Source organism: Kitasatospora herbaricolor (assembly GCF_030813695.1).
Classification (GTDB): Bacteria; Actinomycetota; Actinomycetes; order Streptomycetales; family Streptomycetaceae; genus Kitasatospora; species Kitasatospora herbaricolor.
In genome coordinates this window covers 4,388,403-4,406,188 of sequence record NZ_JAUSVA010000002.1, presented here as the reverse complement: position 1 = coordinate 4,406,188, position 17,786 = coordinate 4,388,403, and the positions used below count along the sequence as shown (strand labels likewise).

Genomic DNA, 17,786 nt, shown 5'->3' with positions numbered 1-17,786 from the left:
CAGCCGGTGGTGGGGCGGGATCGCCCGCCCCACCACCGGTCCTGCGTCTTACTGCTTGCCGGTCTTGCCGGCGGGCTTCTTCGCCGTGCTCTTGCCCGCGGCGGGCTTGCCCGCGGTGTTGTTCCCGGCCTTGCCCAGGAGGGCCTTGCCGAGGACGGGCTTGCCACTGCCGGGCACCAGCGTCGCCGCGTCGGTCCGGTCGGTGTCGCTCGGGCCGACCGGGACTGCGGTGGCGGCGCCGCTCGGGACCACCGTCTTGGCGGCCGGGGCGGCGACGGGCGCCGTCTTGGCGGCGGCGGCAGCGGGGGCGGCCGGGGCCGCCGGGGTCTGCGCGGCCGTCAGCTTCAGCGTGACGGTGCTCTGCAGCGAGCCGGCCTTGACCCAGCCGGACAGCGTACCGGCGTAGGCGGTGCCGAACGCGGTGCTGCCGAAGGTGAGCTTCTGGACGGTGCCGGTCGGCATGGTGGCCTCGGTCGAGAGCCCGGCGGGCGCGTTCACGGTGACGGTGTCACCGATCCGGTACGCCGTGACCTGGCCGGCGGCCAGGGCGGTGTTCCAGGCCGCGCGGCGCTGGAACTCGGCGCCGATCTCGCGCTGCGGGAGGTTCACGATCGGGGCGTTGTCCGCGTGCAGGTTGCGGTACGTGGAGAGCACCGTGTCCAGGACGGGGTAGACGATCCGGTCCTCGGCCAGGTTCGACTGGTGGATGAAGTGCGGCCGCGGGTCGTTGCTGAGCACGTGGCCCAGGTCGATCCGCGCCTCCAGCGGCACGATGTACGAGGTGTAGCCGGTGGAGGTGTTCAGCGGGGTGGTGAGGCAGGTGGAGTTCGCGTTGTTCTCGCAGACCCCGCTGCCGCCGTTGGCGACGCTGGTGTAGATCCAGTTGTACTCGTCGGCCTCCTCCACCGCCGTGCCGGCGTTGTAGAAGACGTTCATCGGGTACCGCGGGACGGTCAGCGTGGAGCTGCCGACGGCGCGCTGGCCGCTCTCGCGGGAGGCGTCGCTCGCCGTCCACTTGACACCGTTGGTGACCAGGGAGGGCGCCAGGTACGGGTTGTCGCTGGTCTCCTGGGGAGCGGTCAGCAGGCCCGAGTGCTCGCCGGTGACGAGCTCGCTCTTGTCGAGCGTGATGTGGTGCGCCGCGGCCCAGTCCAGGTTGTTCTTGATCTGGCCGGTGATGGTCGCCTGGTCCACCCAGACGGTGTTGCCGCCCGCGTCCTTGGTGCACTTCCACGGCACCACGGAGACGTCCTGCAGGCAGCCCAGGTACGGGTGCGTGTAGGTGTGGTTGATCCAGCGGTAGCTGGCCTGGTCGGCCACCATCTGGTCGACGACCGGGTCGGCGGTGACCTCGTGGTCCGCCTTCCAGTCCTCGCTGCCGCCGCCGTTGAACACCATGTCCATGGTGAAGTTGTGGTCGATCTGCCACTGCTTCGCGTACTGCGCGTCGGCCGGCGTCATCCGGATCGGGTTGCTCGACTCGGGCGTGCCGGGCGGGCAGGTGACGTCACCGGGGGTGCACTTGAGGCTGGTGTCCCAACGGTCGTCCGCGAGGAAGACGTCGTCGACGTGGGCCGCGAAGTAGTTGCGGTCGTAGCCGAGGTGGATGCCCTGGGTCACCCAGTCGACTATGCCGCGGGCCAGCAGCCGGTACTGCTGCTGGTACTGGTTGTAGACGAAGGTGACGACCAGTTCCTTGCGGCCGTCGTGGGTGTACTCGCCGACCAGCGAGCCCTTCTCGGTGCTGCCCGGGATCGGGGCCTCGACGAGTGGCTTGAAATCGGCCCCGGCCAGCGGGGTGGCGAGGTAGCCGTAGCTCTCGCCGATGTTCGGGTCGTTGTCCTCGAACGGGACGCTGCCCTTGAGGTAGCTGAACGGGCCGGCGAGGCCGGTCGTGGTGACCTGCCCCTGGGCGCCGTCGAGGCTGCCGATGTAACCGGGGTTCTGCGCCCAGTTCAGACCGACGTCCGGGCGGGCATAGGTGTAGGCGTCGACCTGTCGGATGCCGAAGGCGGCCTCGAAGGCGGCCAGGGCCGTCATCTCGGCGGACCCGGCGGCGAAGGGGTTGTCGTTGGGCAGGACGACACCCTGGAACTTCGCGCGGGGCTGCCCGTTCACGGTGTCGCTCAGGAAGGCGGCATCGATCACGGGCCGGTTGGCGTCGTTCAGATTGACGATCTTGTAGGGGGTGCCCTGGCTCGCCAGTTCGGCGGCGATGGCGGCGGTGGCGGGGCCACCGTCGCTGATCACGAGCACGGTGAGGTCGATCCGGGTCGTCGTCGCGGCGTTGGCGAAGGACGACTGGAGACCGCCGGCCAGCAGGACTGCCACCGCGCAAGCGGCAGCTCTTCGGGTCGCTCGACCCATGTGGTTCCTCCCCATTGGGCAGGGGCGGTCCGCTGCTCGGCGCGCCTGCCCTGACTCTGTTCGAAGGCAGCAGGCTGCCTGGTGTCATCTTGGTGGAGGTTCAGGGGTGCTAGGGACCAAATGGGTGAGAGTGCAGCGAATCTGTTACCAACGTTCATGGCGATGCCATAAAGGGTTTGAACGTGGTCAGAAAGCCACAATCTACGCAAATAATTAAATGAGAACAACAATCCGTCAGCAGCTGACAGCAATCTGTTGACCAATGCGGCCGTCGGCCGGATACCCGCTGGTCACCGACTACTCCCGGGTAGGCCCCACCGGGCTGCCTAGACTGATCAAGCACCACCACTCTCGCACATCTGTGCCCCCCGCCGGGCAGGTTCATGCAACATCGTGCGAGGTTCTGCGCTGCGGCGTTCCGAATATCCGATGGAGGCCCGACCCGTGACAGATCAGCAGACCGAGACCGCAGCCCCCGGCGCAGCCGGCCGTGCCGCCGACGTCCTGCCCGGCGGGCCGCTCACCGACCTCGCGGCCGCCCGCAGTCTCGGCCTGCGCGGGGCCGTCAACGCCCGCGACCTCGGCGGGTACCGGACGGCCGACGGCCGGGTGCTGCGGCACGGCGTCGCGCTGCGCAGCGACGGCCTCAACCGGCTCACCGACGAGGACCTCGACGTGCTCGTCGGGTACGGCCTGCGCCAGGTCGTCGACCTGCGCAGCCTCGACGAGGTCCGCGAGGCGGGCCCGGACCGGGTCCCCGGCCTGCCGGTCGCCGAGATCGCCGCCGCCGAGCTCTCCGCCACCCCGATCACCGTCGGGCGCACCGCCCCCGACGGCGTCACCCTGCACCACCTGCCCGTCTTCGCAGCCGACTTCGACATCTACGTCGCCCTGCGGGACGCCCTGGCGGACCGCAGTCCCGAGAAGCAGCGCGCGCTGCTCGGCGACGGCCGGGCGGCCGCGATGATGGTCGGCCTCTACCGCTGGTTCGTCACCGACCCGGTCGCCCGGGAGCGGTTCGCCACCGTGCTGCGCCTGTTGGCCGCGCCGGACGGCGCACCGCTGCTCTTCCACTGCTCGGCCGGCAAGGACCGGACCGGCTGGACGGCCGCGATCCTGCTCACCGCGCTCGGGGTGGACCGCGACACCGTCTTCACGGACTACCTGCTGACCAACGAGCGGTCGGCCGCGATCATCGAGCACATCGTCGACAGCTTCGGCACCCGGGGGCTGATGCAGGAGCCGCGGCTGCTGCTGCCGGTCTTCCGGGCCGACCGCGCCTACCTGGAGGCCGCCTTCGAGGAGGTCGCCGCCGGCTGGGCGTCGTTCGAGGAGTTCTGGCAGGACGGCCTGGGTCTGGACGACGAGGTGCTGGCCGGCCTGCGGGCCAACCTGCTGGTCGGCTGACGCCCCGGAGGCCGCCCGGCGGGCCGCGGGCGGGCCCGTGCGAGGGCCGGGGCCCGGCGGGGGCCTTGCCGGGTCTCCTGGGGCGCCAGGAGGCCCGTGGGACGCCTGGTACGAATGTGGCCGGGAGCGGGTGCTCCCGGCCACGCCTGCGGGGGTCTCTCAGGCCTCGCTGATCAGGCCCTCGCGCAGCTGGGTGAGGGTCTTGGTGAGCAGCCGGGAGACGTGCATCTGCGAGATGCCGATCTCCTCGCCGATCTGCGACTGGGTCAGGTTCCCGAAGAACCTGAGCATGATGATCCGGCGCTCCCGCGGCGGCAGCTTCGCCAGCAGCGGCTTCAGCGACTCCCGGTACTCCACGCCCTCCAGGGCGAGGTCCTCGTAGCCGAGGCGCTCGGCCAGCGGCCCGTCGCCGTCCTCCTCGCCGGGGCTGGAGTCGAGCGAGCTCGCGGTGTACGCGTTGCCCACCGCCAGGCCCTCGACCACGTCCTCCTCGCTGACGCCCAGGCAGACGGCCAGCTCGGCGACGGTGGGGGAGCGGTCCAGCTTCTGGGCCAGCTCGTCGCCGGCCTTCGTGAGCGCCAGGCGCAGCTCCTGCAGCCGCCGGGGCACCCGGACCGACCAGCTGGTGTCGCGGAAGAACCGCTTGATCTCGCCGACCACGGTGGGCATCGCGAAGGTCGGGAACTCGACCCCGCGCTCCGGGTCGAACCGGTCGATCGCCTTGATCAGCCCGATCGTGCCGACCTGGACGATGTCCTCCATCGGCTCGTTGCGGCTGCGGAAGCGCGCGGAGGCGTACCGGACCAGCGGCAGGTTGAGCTCGATCAGCGTGTCGCGGACGTACGTGTGCTCCGCGCTGCCCGCCTCCAGGGTGGCCAGCCGCAGGAACAGTGCCCGCGAGAGGGTGCGGGTGTCCAGGGCCGGCGTCGCCGGTGCGGCGGGCGCTGCGGCCGCGACGGGCGCGGCCGGTGTGTCGGGCGTGCCGGGCGTGTCGACAGTGTCCGGCGCGGGCGCCGGCGCGGCCTGCCGCCGGGCCCCCTGGACAGGGATCTGGTCGACGACCGTGACGGCGCCGTGGATCTCAGCAGTGCCCAGCTCTCCGGACATGCACCCACCCCCTTGTGACTGACTGTTGAACGCTCGTCACCGCGCGGTGGTTCCCGCGCGGCGCCCTCCCCCTCCATACCGGTCCCCGGGCGCCCGCAAACCCGAACATCGCAAGATGTCACGTGGCAGTAACGCGCAGCAATCCCGTTTCGTTCGGTCCGAATCGGGCGGTATGGGTGGGTCTGTGACGATCAGTCTTCCCAGGAATTGCCGGTCCGAAGCCTCGTCAGGATCCGGGACAGCAGCCGGGACACGTGCATCTGTGACATGCCCAGCTCATTGCTGATCTGCGACTGCGTCAGATTGGCGAAGAATCGCAGCATGATGATCCGCCGCTCGCGCTCGGGGAGCTGCACCAGCAGGTGCCGCACCATGTCGCGGTGCTCGACCTCGGCCAGTGCGGAGTCCTCGTAGCCGAGCCGGTCGAGCAGCGCCAGGCCGCCCTCGTGCTCCTGCGCCGCCTCCAGCGAGGCGGCGTTGTACGCCCGCCCGGCGTCCAGGCAGGCCCGGACGTCCTCCTCCGGGATCCGCAGGCTGGCCGCGATCTCGGGGACCTTCGGCGCCCGCCCGTGGGTGACCGTCAGCTCCTCCATGGCACCGCTGACCTGCACCCACAGCTCCTGGAGCCGGCGCGGCACGTGCATGGTGCGGACGTTGTCGCGGAAGTACCGCTTGATCTCGCCGAGGATGGTCGGCAGCGCGTACGTCGGGAACTGCACCCCCCGGCTCGGGTCGAACCGGTCGATCGCGTTGATCAGCCCGATGGTGCCGACCTGGACGACGTCCTCCATCGGCTCGTTGCGGCTGCGGAACCTGGTCGCGGCGTAGCGCACCAGCGGGATGTTGACCTCGATCAGGGCGGCCCGCACCCGCCGGCGCTCGGGGGCGTCCGGGGGCAGCTCGGCGAGCCGCTCGAAGAGCACCCGGGTCAGCGTCCGGACGTCCACGGCCGGCCGCCGGCCGCCGGGCCTGAGCTCGCCGGCCGGTCCGAAGACCGCCGCGACCGCCTCGTCCGGCGAGGGCCTGGGCGCGGGCTCCTCAAGGGGGTCGTCGTCGGGCTCGGACCGGCCGGCGGAGCCCGTCCTGACGGCCTGCGAGACCTGGAGGGCCTGTGAGACCTGGAGGGGCTGGACGGTCTGGGCGCCCTGGGTGGTCCGGAGGGGCTGGGCGGCCTGGAGGGGCTGGGCGGTCCGGAGGGGCTGGGGCTTCTCGGGCGCCGAGTGCACTTGGGGCGCCTGGGGCGCCTGGGCGGGTTGAACGGTCCCGCCGGCCCGGACGGCGCCCACCGTCCTGCTCTCGGCGCCGGAGGCGACGGTCGCCGGGGCGGCCACGGCCGCCGGGCCCGCGCCGGTGTCAGGTGCACTCCCTCGAGTCCGCACGGACTCACCCCTCCCAAGATCGACAACGGTGGGGACCTGCGGGTCGGGTGTCGTGCCCCCGTTCATCACCTCGCCATGTCCGGCAAAACCGGTCATAGCATCACAAGGTGGGCACAGTTCGTTCAAGTACCGCGCCGAGGTGTGTTGAAGCACCGTTGGGGCATCCGGCGCAGCGCCCGGGCGCCCCGCCCGGGCACGCGAAAGGCGCCCCGGCCCGGTCGGAGGCGGGGCGCCACGGGTCGTGCGGATGCGACCGACGCGCTCGGGGGATCAGACCTCGATGTCGGCAATCACCCAGGTGGCGAACTCCCGCCACTGCCCGGCGGCGGCCTGGTGGGCCGGATGGGCGATGTAGGCCTGCAGCGCCGCGCGGTCCTCGACCAGACTGTTGATCGCGTAGTCGTAGGCGATGTCGCGGTCGGTGATGTTCCAGGCGCACTCCCACTCACGGAGTTCGGGGATCAGCGAGCCGAGCTCCTCGAAGGCCTTGGCGCCGGCGAGTGCGCGCTCGTCGTCCTTGGTGACGCCTTCGTCGAGCTTGAAAAGGACCAGGTGCCGGATCATGATGCCGCTCCCAGCGGGCGAGGGTTGTGGACCGTGCCACGGTAGCCGCCCGGTCCGGTCCGGCTCCGCACGGCCCTGAGCGGGTGGCCGGCACACCCGCGGGCGCCCGGCCGCGGGTGTGCCGCCCGTCGTGCGGATGCCGCGGGGGCGCGGCCGGCCGGGGGAGTTACTTGACCAAACCGGTCATGAAGGTGCCGACGGCCTTGGCCGCCGTCGAGATCCCCTCGAACCCCGACTGGACGAGTTCGGCCGCGCGGGCGGGGGAGGTGATGATCGTGTAGAGGACGAAGATGAGCAGGAGGTACATGCCGATCTTCCGCGCCTGTGCCATCGAACTGCCCGCCTCCCTGCCGTGGGCCGCCGTCATCCGGTCCCCGAGCGGCCCCTGCTGTGCAGCAGCTTAGACCGACCGGCCCAGCGCGGGCGGCGGCGCGGCGCCCGGATTCGCGCCCTTCTCCGGCCCAGCCCGCCGGCCGGTCCGTTCCACCGGACGGCGCAGCGGATCAGCATCCCGTTCGCCCGACGGGACGAAGGTCCCCGCGAGTGGGGGCTTTCTGCGGGTGCCCCGGCGGGGCGGGTGGAGCAGGATGGTTGTTGTACCGAGGATCTGGCAGGAATCACCGGTACAACGATCCGGAGCTCCCCGCTGTGGGACCGGCCGCCGCGGCTTCCCCCCGACGCGGTGCCGGTTGTGGGACTCCGCCGGGGGAGCGGTTCGACCCCCCCGGAACCGTTCCCCCTCCAGGCTCCGCACCCGTCCGATGATGGTGGTCATCGCTCCGGGTGCGGAGCCTTGCCATGTCAGGGGCCGGGCCGCCGCGGCGGTCTCGGGAGGCGTCCGGGGCACCCGCCGGTGCGGGCCCCGGGAAACGCAGCCGGTGCGGGCCCCGGGAAACGCAGAAGGGCCCGTCCGCGAGGACGGGCCCTTCTGTCGAAGTGGCGGTAGCGGTGGGATTCGAACCCACGGTGAAGTTGCCCCCACACACGCTTTCGAGGCGTGCTCCTTTGGCCGCTCGGACACGCTACCGAGGGAGACTCTACCGGACGCCGGTGGCGGTCACGAAATCCGTTCCGCGGAACCGGGCCGGTGGCCGTCGAAGAAGGAGCGGAGCTGTTCGCCGCACTCGTCGGCCAGCACGCCGGAGATCACCTCGGGCCGGTGGTTGAGCCGGCGGTCGCGGACCACGTCGAAGAGCGAGCCGGCCGCGCCGGCCTTCTCGTCGAAGGCGCCGTACACGACCCGGGCGATCCGCGAGAGCACGATCGCGCCCGCGCACATGGTGCAGGGCTCCAGGGTGACGACCAGGGTGCAGCCGGCCAGCCGCCACTCGCCCGCCCGCCGCTGCTCGGCCTCGCCGTCGGCGCCGGCCAGGGTGTGCAGCCCCTCGTTCAGGGCCTTGGCGGCCGCGCGGATGGCGACCACCTCGGCGTGGGCGGTCGGGTCCCCGACCGCCTCCCGCTCGTTGTGGCCCCGGCCGAGGACGGTCCCGTCGGGCCCCAGCACCAGTGCCCCGACCGGGACGTCGCCGGCGGCCGGCGCCAGGGCGGCCTCGGCGACGGCGAGGCGCATCGGCGCCGCCCACCGGTCGCGGACCGGGTCGGGGCGGACGGGTGCGGGCAGCGGGGCGATCTGCGGGGCGGACTGCATGGCATCCAGTGTCGGGCATCCGCGCCGGCGTCCGGACGCCGAGCGCCTCCGGGGCCGTCCGGCTGGAGCCGCCGGCCGGGGGCCGGCGGGCCGCCCGCACCGGCCATCCGCACGGCGGTTACCGCACCGCCTCCAGGATCTCGCCGCAGCCCAGGGCGTCGGCGATCTCGGCCAGGGCGTCGCCCGGCACCGCGCCCTCGCCGCTGAGGTCGACGAGGTCCTTGGCGGCGAGCCCGAACTCGGCCAGGATCTCGGAGTCGCCGAGCGGGCCGACCGGCACCCCGCCCGGGCCCACGGCCGGGCCGTCGTCCTCGTCCTCCTCCTCGGAGGCCGAGTCCTCGTCGTCCAGCTCGGCGACGAGGTTGTCGAGGTCGTCGAACTCGCTCTCGCCGGCCTGTTCCACCAGCTCGTCGGTGAGGACCGACCCGTAGGAACTCCGGGCGGCTGCGGCGCCGTCCGAGACGAAGATCCGTGGGTCCTCCTCACCGTCCACGCGGACGATGGCGAACCACGCGTCCTCCTGTTCGATGAAGACGAGCACGCTGTCGTCCTCCTGTGCGGCCTCGCGGGCCAGGTCGGCCAGGTCGGCGAGACTCTCGACGGCGTCGAGTTCGGTCTCGCTCACATCCCACCCGTCCTCGGTGCGAGCAAGCACTGCAGCGAAGTACGCCACCAGGGACACTCCCAAGATTGGTCTCGGCTGTAGGCGGTCTCGGGCGAACGCGGTCTGGCCGCCCCCGCGCCAGAGGCGGTCCGCTGTTCGGACCGTCCCATCGGAATCGTGACAGAAAGCCCGCGATTGCGGGGGGTGTTCGGCAGCGCGTCTTCGCAGGTCGTGTCGGAAGTATTGGCCGGGGGCCGAGAAGTGGCCCGACACGCCGTCAGATCCGGAAGGTCCGCATCCGCATGGCCTCGCGCATCCGGCGTTCCTTGGTGCGCCGGGGCTGCACCCGGGCCCGCAGTTCGCGCGCCTCGGCCAGCTCACGCAGGAACACGGCCCGCCGCTTGCGGCGTTCCGTCTCGGTCTCCGGGTGGTCAGGGGCCGCCCTCGCGGGCCCGCCCGACGGGCCCAGCGGCCCGCCCGTCGAGCCGCCCCCGGCGTTCGGGTTGCTCGTCATAGCGTCTGACCTTCCCAGATCCGCCGGTTTGATACCACAGGAGCGGCATCGGCTCGGGCATTCGCGGTGTGTCACGGCGTGCCGCGGATCGCGTGACGGCCGGCGTCCTGCCGCGGGCCGCGGGCGGGCGGGGGGGCGAAGCCGCCGGTGGGGGGCCCGGCGGCCGTCCGGCGGGTCCGTCACGGGGGCGTCCGGCGTCCGCCCGCCCGGGCGGCGGCCGGAAGGCCCCGGTCGGCGGGTCGTACGGGTGTCCGGCCGCGGTTATGGTCGAGACATGCGGATCCACGTCGTCGACCACCCCCTGGTCGCCCACAAGCTCTCCACCCTGCGCGACGAGCGCACCGACTCGCCGACCTTCCGTCGCCTCACCGACGAGCTGGTCACCCTGCTCGCGTACGAGGCCACCCGGGACGTCCGCACCGAGGCGGTGGAGATCACCACGCCGGTCGCGGTCACCACCGGTACCCGGCTGAGCTACCCCCGCCCGCTGGTCGTCCCGATCCTGCGGGCCGGCCTCGGCATGCTCGACGGGATGACCCGGCTGCTGCCGACCGCCGAGGTCGGCTTCCTGGGCATGGTGCGCAACGAGGAGACCCTGGAGGCCTCCACCTACGCGACCCGGATGCCCGACGACCTCTCCGGTCGCCAGGTGTACGTGCTGGACCCGATGCTGGCGACCGGCGGCACGCTGGTGGCGGCCATCCGGATGCTGATCGACCGCGGCGCCACCGACGTCACCGCGGTCGTGCTGCTGGCGGCCCCCGAGGGCGTCGCGGTGATGGAGAAGGAGCTGACCGGCCTGCCGGTCACCGTCGTCACCGCCGCGGTCGACGAGCGCCTCAACGAGAACGGCTACATCGTCCCGGGCCTCGGCGACGCCGGTGACCGCCTCTACGGCACCGCGGGCTGAACCGGCCCCGCGTCCCCTGAACCGCCGAGCACGGCGAAGGCCCCCGGTACCGCTTGGGTTCTAACGGTCCTCGCAACACCCATGATCAATGGGAGTTGCGAGGACCGTGGGCGTTGAGCGTGGTGGTCTCGCAGGGTTGAGGGAGCGGTTCCTTGCGCGGTTGGATGCCGTGGGGAACGTGACTGTGGTGGCGCGTGAGCTGGGCGTGAACCGGAACACTGCCTTCGGCTGGGCCCGGAAGGCGGGGCGGGGTTCGGTGCGCGTATCGCGGCGGCATCCGGGACGGCGTGAGTACGAGCGGCTCCGAGCCGGTGGGGTCGCACGTCGCGAGGCGGCCCGGCGGGTCGGTGTGAACGAGCGCACGGCCAAGGACTGGGACCGGGGCGTCAAGAAGAGCGGCACCGCACGGACCTATCCCGACGGCCGCCGTGTCGACTACGCGGCGGGGACCGTCACGATGTGCGGTGTGACCACAGCACCGGTGGGCCTGGCCGCCCTGGACAAGCAGCTCCACCCGAGGTTCCTGACGCTGTCCGAGCGCGAGCGGATCCGCGATCTGCGCGCGTCGGGCCACTCGTTGCGGGCGATCGGACGGGCCCTGGGCCGGCCGGCGAGCACGATCAAGCGGGAGCTCGACGCGAACTCCGGCAGCGAGGGCTACCACCCCTACGCGGCCCACCGGGCGGCCGCCGCACGCCGGCCCCGACCCAAGGAACGCAAACTGCTGCGCGAGGGCCGACTGCGCCGCTTCGTCGGGGACGCACTGCGCAGACGCTGGTCACCCGAGCAGATCTGCCACGCTCTGCTCAGGGAGCATCCCAACGACGAGAGCATGCGGGTGAGCGTGGAGACCATCTACCAGGCGCTGTATTTCCAGGCCCGTGGCGGCCTGAAACGCGAGGTCCAGGCCGCGGTCCGCTCCGGCCGCACCCGCCGCAAGCCGCACCGCGACCCCGACCGGCGCACCCCGCGCTTCACCGATCCGATGCTGATGATCAGCGAGCGCCCCGCCGGCATCGAGGACCGGGCGGTGCCCGGCCACTGGGAAGGCGACCTGATCATCGGCGCGAACGGCCGCTCCGCGATCGCCACCCTGGTCGAACGCACCACGCGCTACACGATGCTCGTCCATCTGCCCGGCGCAGCCCACGACGCCGAAACCGTCCGCGACGGCCTCGTCCGCACCGTCCAGACCCTGCCCGCACACCTACGCGGCTCCCTCACCTGGGACCAGGGCAGCGAAATGGCACGCCACAAGCAGTTCACCATGGCCACCGGCATGCCCGTCTACTTCTGCGACCCCGCCTCGCCCTGGCAACGCGGCTCCAACGAGAACACCAACGGACTCCTGCGCCAGTACTTCCCCAAAGGCACAGACCTGAGCATCCACAGCTCCGAAGACCTCGAACACGTCGCCCAGGAACTCAACGGCCGCCCACGCAAGACGCTCGACTGGGACAACCCAGCCGAGCGCCTACGTGATCTACTCACCACCTAAAACCGGGCGGTGTTGCGAGGACCGTTAGAACCCAAGCCGTACCGGGGGCCTTCGCCGTGCTCGGCGGTTGCGTGCGCCTCAGCAGCTGCCGGGGGTGGGGGTCGGCGAGGGCTTGGTGGCCAGCGCGAGTGCCGCGGCGGCCTGGGTCTCGTCGAGCAGGGCGTTGTAGCTGTCGCCGATGACGAAGTCGACGGTCGCGTCCGTGCGGGCGTCGGGGGTGCTGATGGCGCCGGCGATCTGCGAGCTCAGCAGGGTCATGGCGCCGACGGCGGCGGGGCCGCCGATCACCTGGGCGGTGCCGGGCACCTTCTTGTCGAGGGCGGTGGGCGCGTTGCCGACGGTGCCGATGACGAAGCCGCGCTTCTTCAGCTCCTCGGCGGTCCGGCCGGCCAGGCCGGCCTTGGCGGTGGCGTTGTAGACGTTGACGGTCACGGCCTGCGGCTGCGGGACGGCGGCCGGGTCGACCGGCGCGGCCGGGGCGGGCGTGGCCCCCGGCGGGGCGTCGGCGGCCGGTGCCGCCAGTGCCTTGCCGCTGACGGCGGCGGACGGGGTGGCGCAGGCCTGGGCGGTGGCGTGCTTGCCCTTGCCGGTGAAGATGTCCACCAGCTGCACACCGCCGAGGCCGATCAGCGCCAGCGCGAGCAGCGAGCCGATGAACGCGAAGATCTTGCGGCCCTTCCTGGGGGGTCGGCCGAGCCGCGGATACGCGGTTCCGGTGACCCGGTACTGCTTCCCCTTCAAGCCTTGGGGAGTCAACATGCTCACGGTTTGTCTCCCCCTCGTGCCAGGGCGGGGTTCGGTGACGGGTACGGCCGGTCGGGCGGGGCGCCAGGGAGATTTCGGCCGTTGTCAGCAGACTAGTGCGGGACCGCTCCGAAGGTACTAAATGATCATCATCTGGAGTACGGCGGCACCCGAAAGGATGTACGGGCCCGGCGGGAGGTGTCCGGCACCGGGACGCGGCAGGGCAGGACGCAGCGCCGGCCGGACGGGGTGGAGCGACGGGGTGGGCCCGTCACTCCATTTCGAGGACGCGGGCGTGCAGCACCTGACGCTGCTGCAGGGCCGCCCGGACGGCACGGTGCAGCCCGTCCTCCAGGTAGAGGTCGCCGTGCCACTTCACGACGTGGGCGAAGAGGTCCCCGTAGAAGGTGGAGTCCTCCGCCAGCAGGGTTTCGAGGTCCAACTGCCCCTTGGTGGTCACCAGCTGGTCCAGTCGCACCGGGCGTGGGGCGACGTCCGCCCACTGGCGGGTGCTGGTCCGGCCGTGATCCGGGTACGGCCGCCCATTGCCGATGCGCTTGAAGATCACACGGAAAGCCTACCGTTTGGGCGGCGGGTGGCGCAGCAGACGCGGCCCGGGAAGACCGCGTGAACATGGCCGACCTGCGTCGATGCCCGGAACTGCGGGCGAAATGTTCCCTCGCGCAGGGGCCTGTCGCGCAGGCCCGGCGGGCGATTGCGGATGTTTCATGGGAAATGTCGCGATCGTTGCCCAGCCTGCCCAGGAGCGTGCCGAGATGACCACCGACCAGAAGCCGGGCCCGGCGGGCGAGGACGCGGCCGGCGGGCCGGCGGCGGGCCGGGGCCTGCCGGGCACCGGCCTGCCCGAGGCCGTCCGCGAGATCGCCGAGGGCTACGCGTTCACCGGGCCGGCCCTGGACCTCGGCGCCGCCCTGCTCGACGGCACCGCCCACCCGGCCGCGCAGGTCCGGATCCCGCTGCCGGTGCTGAACCGGCACGGGCTGGTCGCCGGGGCGACCGGCACCGGCAAGACCAAGACCCTGCAGCTGATCGCCGAACAGCTCTCCGCCCAGGGCGTCCCGGTGTTCCTCGCCGACGTCAAGGGCGACGTCTCCGGCATCGCGGCCCCCGGCGCTCCCGGCCCCCGGGTCTCGGGCCGGGCCGCCGACGTGGGCCAGGACTGGACGCCGCAGGGCTGTCCGGCCGAGTTCTACGCGCTCGGCGGGCAGGGCGTCGGCATCCCCCTCCGAGCCACCGTCACCAGCTTCGGCCCGCTGCTGCTCGCCAAGGTGCTCGACCTGAACGAGACCCAGGAGGCCTCGCTCGGCCTGGTCTTCCACTACGCCGACAAGCAGGGCCTGGAGCTGTACGACCTCAAGGACCTCACCGCCGTCATCACCTTCCTCACCTCCGCCGAGGGCAAGGAGGAGCTGAAGGGCATCGGCGGCCTCTCGGCGGCCACGGCCGGCGTGATCCTGCGCTCCCTGACCGTGCTCGACAACGAGGGCGCGGGGGCGTTCTTCGGCGAGCCCGAGTTCGACACCGCCGACCTGCTGCGGGTCGGTCCCAGCGGGGAGGGGACGGTCTCCGTCCTGGAGCTGCCCGCCGTGCAGGACCGGCCGAGGCTGTTCTCCACCTTCCTGATGTGGCTGCTGGCCGACCTCTACCAGGAGCTGCCGGAGGTCGGCGACCTGGACCGGCCCAAGCTGGTGTTCTTCTTCGACGAGGCGCACCTGCTGTTCAAGGACGCCTCCAAGGCCTTCCTGGAGGCGATCACCCAGACCGTCCGGCTGATCAGGTCGAAGGGGGTCGGGATCTTCTTCGTCACCCAGTCGCCGAAGGACGTGCCGGGCGACGTGCTGGCCCAGCTGGGCAACCGGGTGCAGCACGCGCTGCGGGCCTTCACCCCGGACGACGCCAAGGCGCTGAAGGCGACGGTCTCCACCTTCCCCCGGTCCTCCTACGACCTCGCCGAGGTGCTGACCTCGCTCGGCACCGGGGAGGCCGTGGTGACGGTGCTCTCCGAGACCGGCGCGCCGACGCCGGTGGCGGCGACCCGGCTGCGGGCGCCGCGCTCGCTGATGGGCCCGCTCGGGGAGCCGGCCCTGCGGGCCGCGGTGGACGCCTCCCCGCTGGGCGCGCGGTACCGGGACGCCGTCGACCGGGAGTCGGCGTACGAGAAGCTCGCGGCGCGCGCCGCCCGGCCGCCCGCGCAGGACGCACCGGCGCCGGCCGGGCCCGGACGGACGGCGGAGCCGGAGCGGGCCGGGAAGGCCGAGCGGGACGGCGCCGGGAGGGGGGAGCGGGCGGAGAAGGACGAGGGCGGCCTGCTCGGCTCGCTGCTGGCCAACCCGGCGCTGAAGTCCTTCGCCCGCTCGGCGGGGACGCAGCTCGGCCGGGAGATCAGCCGCAGCCTGTTCGGGACGTCCCGGCGCCGGCGGTAGCGGCCGTCCGGCCGGAGGGGGTGCGTCCCGGCCGGCCCGCCCGGCGGTTCGATCAGCCGGCCAGCGCCGCCCCGATCCGGTCCATCGAGGAGAGCCGCATCAGGCCGTAGTTGTAGAACTCGACCTCCGGCACGCCCAGCGAGCGCAGCACCTCGATCTTGGCGGCCAGGTTGGCCGGCCCGTCGCAGTCGGAGGCCATCGGGCGCAGGATCACCGCCATGTCCTGCGGGCGGACGCCGTGCAGGGCGAAGGCGGCGACCTTCTCGCGGACGGCCTCCGGGGTCTTCGCGTAGCCCAGCGTCTCGATCTGGTGGGCGGCCCCGGCGAGGGCCGGCAGGTCGATGCCGGAGAGCCACCCCTTGCCGGGGCCGCCGCCGTCCATGAAGGTCAGCCGCATGCCGTGGCGCGCGGCGGCCTCGGCCACCTCGGCGGCCAGCGAGGTGACGGTGAGCGCCGAGGCGTCGACGTACGCGGCGACCGCGCCGCCGGCCAGCTGGTCCAGCGGGGTCTGCTCGGCGGCGGCGTCCTCGTCGGCGAGGCGGCGGCGCAGTTCGGCGCGGACGGCCGTGCGGGCCTCCTCGGCGGGGACGCCCGCGCGGACGGCGTGGGCCCGGCAGTGGTCGCAGAAGCAGATCCCGAGCAGCGCCTCGGCCAGCGGGCCGAGCTCCTCGAAGTAGCGCTCGTGGTGGTAGCCGTGGCGCAGGCCGTGGAAGTGCAGCGACTCGGCGCGGATCGCGTCGACGCCGTACCGGGCGAGCTCGGCGACCAGGGTGAGGGCGTACTCGCGGACCTCCGGGTTGGCCGGGCACAGCTCGGTGAGGTGGCGGTCGCCGAAGGCGTTGGCGGGCGCGCAGTCCGGGTGCTGGAAGCCGAGCCGGTCGTTGTGGCAGAAGACCGTCCAGGCGTGCAGCTTGAGGCCGCGCCGGCGGGCCTCGTCGGCGGCCTCGGCGAAGGGGTCGCGGTCGCCGATCGCGGTGGACGGCGCCGGGGCGAGGCGCCGGCCGGCCCAGCGGGCCGGGTCCGGGCGGAAGTACGCGGCGCCCGGCTCCAGGTACCGGATCACCCGCCCGGGGTTGTGCGGGAACACGTCGCGGGCCTCGTGGTAGACCGAGGCGAGGGTGACGCCGCCGACGCCGGCGCGGTCGGTCAGGTTGCCGAAGAACGTGTCGGCGCCCTCGTCGATCAGGTCGGTGGCGAAGGCGAGGACGGACGACTCCACGGCGCGGCTCCGGAGCAGGGGGTACAGGTGTCCTCACGCTAACCCGGCGCCCGGGATTGGTCTATACCTAAAGGGGTCAGATGCCGAGGTCGTCGAGCTCTTTCAGCAGGTCGGCGTGCGCGCTGCGGGCCGGCCCCGGCACCGTCGCCAGCGCCGGGGGCGCCTTCCTCCCGCCCCGGTCGCGGAAGATCCAGGCGCCGGCCAGGCCGCCCGCCAGACCGCCCAGGTGGCCCAGCCAGCTCACGCCCGGGGTGCCCGGCAGGGCGGTGGTGAGGATGTAGGCGAAGGACGCCCCCATCACCGCGCCGATCAGCGTGTCGACCAGGTTCCGGTCGAAGACCCCGCGCAGCACGACGTAGCCGAAGTAGCCGAAGATCACCCCGCTGGCCCCGGCCGAGATGGTGTCCGTGCCCTGGAACAGCCAGACGGCCGCCCCGCTGGTCACCGTGATCAGCACGGTCAGGCCGAGGAACTTGCGCACCCCCCGGTACGCGGCCAGGAACCCGAAGATGAACAGCGGCCCGGAGTTGCCCTCCAGGTGTTTCCAGCTCATGTGCAGGAACGGCGCCGCGAACACGTCCCCGAGCCGCCCCACCTGCTGCGGGCGGATGCCGAAGTCCTGCGTCAGCCGGTAGTCGTCGGCCCAGTTGGCGACCTGGATCAGCCAGACGACGGCCAGGACGCCGATCATCACGAAGAAGGCCCGGCGCGCGTCCGCGATCATGCGGGCCGGGTCCAGGGCGGGAGTGCTGCTGCGGTCGTCCGAGGCCATGGGCAGACTCTAGGGCGAGCTGCTCCCCCGGCGGGAGGGGGAGCCATAAAGTGGGGACGCCCGAGAGCCCCGTCGAAAGGTGATCCCCCGTGAGCGCCCGCCCGCCGCTTCCGTACGAGTTCCTGCCGCAGGTGCCGTCCTTCAGTCTGACCAGCAGTGACATCACCGACGGCGGTGTGCTGCCCAAGGAGTTCGCCCACGCCGGCGGCAACCTCTCGCCGCAGCTGGCCTGGTCCGGCGCGCCGGAGGGGACCCTCGGCTACGCCGTCACCTGCTACGACCCGGACGCCCCCACCGGCAGCGGCTGGTGGCACTGGCTGGCGCTCGGCCTGCCCGCCGGCACCACCGAACTGCCGCGCGGCGCGGGCTCCTCGGACGCGGACCTCCCCGGCGGCGCCTCCTTCCACGCCCGCAACGACTTCCCCGGGCACCGGTACGACGGCGCCGCCCCGCCGCCCGGCCCGGCCCACCGGTACCTCTTCGCCGTGCACGCGCTGGACGTCCCGGCGCTGGAGGTCACCCGCGACACCCCGGCCGCCCAGATCGGCTTCCACATCACCTTCCACACGCTGGCCCGCGCGGTGATCACCGCCGAGTACAGCTCCTGAG

Annotated in this window: 17 protein-coding genes and 1 tRNA gene; 5 read left to right on the top strand and 13 right to left on the bottom strand. The window is 72.6% G+C overall.

Annotated elements, in window-relative coordinates:
• Positions 1-48 precede the first annotated feature (48 nt).
• A complete protein-coding gene (locus J2S46_RS19685) occupies positions 49-2,367 on the bottom strand; it encodes a hypothetical protein (protein WP_229913340.1) in 2,319 nt (772 codons plus the stop codon).
• Positions 2,368-2,811: 444 nt separating this feature from the next.
• Between J2S46_RS19685 and J2S46_RS19680 the strand changes: the two genes are divergently transcribed.
• The gene (locus tag J2S46_RS19680; RefSeq protein WP_191294100.1) at positions 2,812-3,774 is read left to right on the top strand and encodes a tyrosine-protein phosphatase; all 963 of its coding nucleotides are present in this window, start codon (positions 2,812-2,814) and stop codon (positions 3,772-3,774) included.
• A gap of 159 nt (positions 3,775-3,933) precedes the next feature.
• On the opposite strand, the gene J2S46_RS19675 is transcribed toward J2S46_RS19680, so the two are convergent.
• From J2S46_RS19675 to J2S46_RS19640, 8 genes are all read right to left on the bottom strand, one after another.
• Positions 3,934-4,881 (bottom strand): RNA polymerase sigma factor SigF, encoded by a 948-nt coding sequence (locus tag J2S46_RS19675; protein ID WP_191294099.1) that lies wholly within the window; start codon positions 4,879-4,881, stop codon positions 3,934-3,936.
• A gap of 191 nt (positions 4,882-5,072) precedes the next feature.
• A complete protein-coding gene (locus tag J2S46_RS19670) occupies positions 5,073-6,107 on the bottom strand; it encodes an RNA polymerase sigma factor SigF (protein WP_307350657.1) in 1,035 nt (344 codons plus the stop codon).
• Between the two features lie 423 nt (positions 6,108-6,530).
• Positions 6,531-6,824: a Dabb family protein gene (locus J2S46_RS19665; protein WP_190211019.1), complete on the bottom strand. Its 294-nt coding sequence runs from the start codon at positions 6,822-6,824 to the stop codon at positions 6,531-6,533.
• 166 nt (positions 6,825-6,990) lie between these two features.
• The gene (locus J2S46_RS19660; RefSeq protein ID WP_190211020.1) at positions 6,991-7,155 is read right to left on the bottom strand and encodes a hypothetical protein; all 165 of its coding nucleotides are present in this window, start codon (positions 7,153-7,155) and stop codon (positions 6,991-6,993) included.
• A 606-nt stretch (positions 7,156-7,761) separates the two neighbouring features.
• Positions 7,762-7,851 (bottom strand) — tRNA-Ser (locus J2S46_RS19655).
• Positions 7,852-7,881: 30 nt separating this feature from the next.
• Entirely contained in the window at positions 7,882-8,472 is a 591-nt protein-coding gene (locus J2S46_RS19650) for a nucleoside deaminase (RefSeq protein WP_191294098.1), read from the bottom strand.
• Positions 8,473-8,590: 118 nt separating this feature from the next.
• Positions 8,591-9,145: a tRNA adenosine deaminase-associated protein gene (locus tag J2S46_RS19645; RefSeq protein ID WP_191294097.1), complete on the bottom strand. Its 555-nt coding sequence runs from the start codon at positions 9,143-9,145 to the stop codon at positions 8,591-8,593.
• Between the two features lie 208 nt (positions 9,146-9,353).
• Positions 9,354-9,590, bottom strand: coding sequence for a hypothetical protein (locus J2S46_RS19640; RefSeq protein WP_229913337.1), 237 nt, complete (start codon positions 9,588-9,590; stop codon positions 9,354-9,356).
• Positions 9,591-9,864: 274 nt separating this feature from the next.
• On the opposite strand from J2S46_RS19640, the gene upp reads away from it, so the two are divergent.
• On the top strand, positions 9,865-10,500 hold the full coding sequence (upp, locus tag J2S46_RS19635) for a uracil phosphoribosyltransferase (RefSeq protein WP_191294096.1): 636 nt from the start codon (positions 9,865-9,867) through the stop codon (positions 10,498-10,500).
• An 88-nt stretch (positions 10,501-10,588) separates the two neighbouring features.
• Positions 10,589-11,998: an IS30 family transposase gene (locus J2S46_RS19630; protein ID WP_442358321.1), complete on the top strand. Its 1,410-nt coding sequence runs from the start codon at positions 10,589-10,591 to the stop codon at positions 11,996-11,998.
• Positions 11,999-12,076: 78 nt separating this feature from the next.
• Here J2S46_RS19630 and J2S46_RS19625 read toward each other — a convergent pair whose 3' ends face one another.
• Positions 12,077-12,757, bottom strand: a complete 681-nt coding sequence (locus tag J2S46_RS19625) for a LytR C-terminal domain-containing protein (protein ID WP_229913428.1) — start codon at positions 12,755-12,757, stop codon at positions 12,077-12,079.
• 256 nt (positions 12,758-13,013) lie between these two features.
• Entirely contained in the window at positions 13,014-13,310 is a 297-nt protein-coding gene (locus tag J2S46_RS19620; protein ID WP_030061387.1) for a type II toxin-antitoxin system VapB family antitoxin, read from the bottom strand.
• Positions 13,311-13,518: 208 nt separating this feature from the next.
• Here J2S46_RS19620 and J2S46_RS19615 point away from each other — a divergent pair, with 208 nt between their 5' ends.
• Positions 13,519-15,186 (top strand): helicase HerA-like domain-containing protein, encoded by a 1,668-nt coding sequence (locus J2S46_RS19615; RefSeq protein ID WP_191294632.1) that lies wholly within the window; start codon positions 13,519-13,521, stop codon positions 15,184-15,186.
• 52 nt (positions 15,187-15,238) lie between these two features.
• Here the strand turns inward: J2S46_RS19615 and J2S46_RS19610 are convergent, their stop codons facing one another.
• Together J2S46_RS19610 and J2S46_RS19605 are read right to left on the bottom strand one after the other, a co-directional pair.
• Complete coding sequence (locus tag J2S46_RS19610; RefSeq protein ID WP_191294633.1) at positions 15,239-16,405, bottom strand: hypothetical protein; 1,167 nt, start codon at positions 16,403-16,405, stop codon at positions 15,239-15,241.
• Positions 16,406-16,481: 76 nt separating this feature from the next.
• Entirely contained in the window at positions 16,482-17,177 is a 696-nt protein-coding gene (locus J2S46_RS19605) for a rhomboid family intramembrane serine protease (protein ID WP_191294634.1), read from the bottom strand.
• Between the two features lie 89 nt (positions 17,178-17,266).
• On the opposite strand from J2S46_RS19605, the gene J2S46_RS19600 reads away from it, so the two are divergent.
• Positions 17,267-17,785, top strand: a complete 519-nt coding sequence (locus tag J2S46_RS19600; protein WP_191294635.1) for a YbhB/YbcL family Raf kinase inhibitor-like protein — start codon at positions 17,267-17,269, stop codon at positions 17,783-17,785.
• The last annotated feature ends 1 nt before the right edge of the window (position 17,786 follow it).

Bases quoted from the DNA above. Each gene is read 5' to 3' on its own strand.
- upp (WP_191294096.1), top strand. From the start codon at position 9,865: ATGCGGATCCACGTCGTCGACCACCCCCTGGTCGCCCACAAGCTCTCC.
- J2S46_RS19685 (WP_229913340.1), bottom strand. From the start codon at position 2,367: ATGGGTCGAGCGACCCGAAGAGCTGCCGCTTGCGCGGTGGCAGTCCTG.
- J2S46_RS19660 (WP_190211020.1), bottom strand. From the start codon at position 7,155: ATGGCACAGGCGCGGAAGATCGGCATGTACCTCCTGCTCATCTTCGTC.
- J2S46_RS19615 (WP_191294632.1), top strand. From the start codon at position 13,519: ATGACCACCGACCAGAAGCCGGGCCCGGCGGGCGAGGACGCGGCCGGC.
- J2S46_RS19675 (WP_191294099.1), bottom strand. From the start codon at position 4,881: ATGTCCGGAGAGCTGGGCACTGCTGAGATCCACGGCGCCGTCACGGTC.
- J2S46_RS19625 (WP_229913428.1), bottom strand. From the start codon at position 12,757: ATGTTGACTCCCCAAGGCTTGAAGGGGAAGCAGTACCGGGTCACCGGA.
- J2S46_RS19640 (WP_229913337.1), bottom strand. From the start codon at position 9,590: ATGACGAGCAACCCGAACGCCGGGGGCGGCTCGACGGGCGGGCCGCTG.
- J2S46_RS19650 (WP_191294098.1), bottom strand. From the start codon at position 8,472: ATGCAGTCCGCCCCGCAGATCGCCCCGCTGCCCGCACCCGTCCGCCCC.
- J2S46_RS19605 (WP_191294634.1), bottom strand. From the start codon at position 17,177: ATGGCCTCGGACGACCGCAGCAGCACTCCCGCCCTGGACCCGGCCCGC.
- J2S46_RS19665 (WP_190211019.1), bottom strand. From the start codon at position 6,824: ATGATCCGGCACCTGGTCCTTTTCAAGCTCGACGAAGGCGTCACCAAG.
- J2S46_RS19630 (WP_442358321.1), top strand. From the start codon at position 10,589: ATGGGAGTTGCGAGGACCGTGGGCGTTGAGCGTGGTGGTCTCGCAGGG.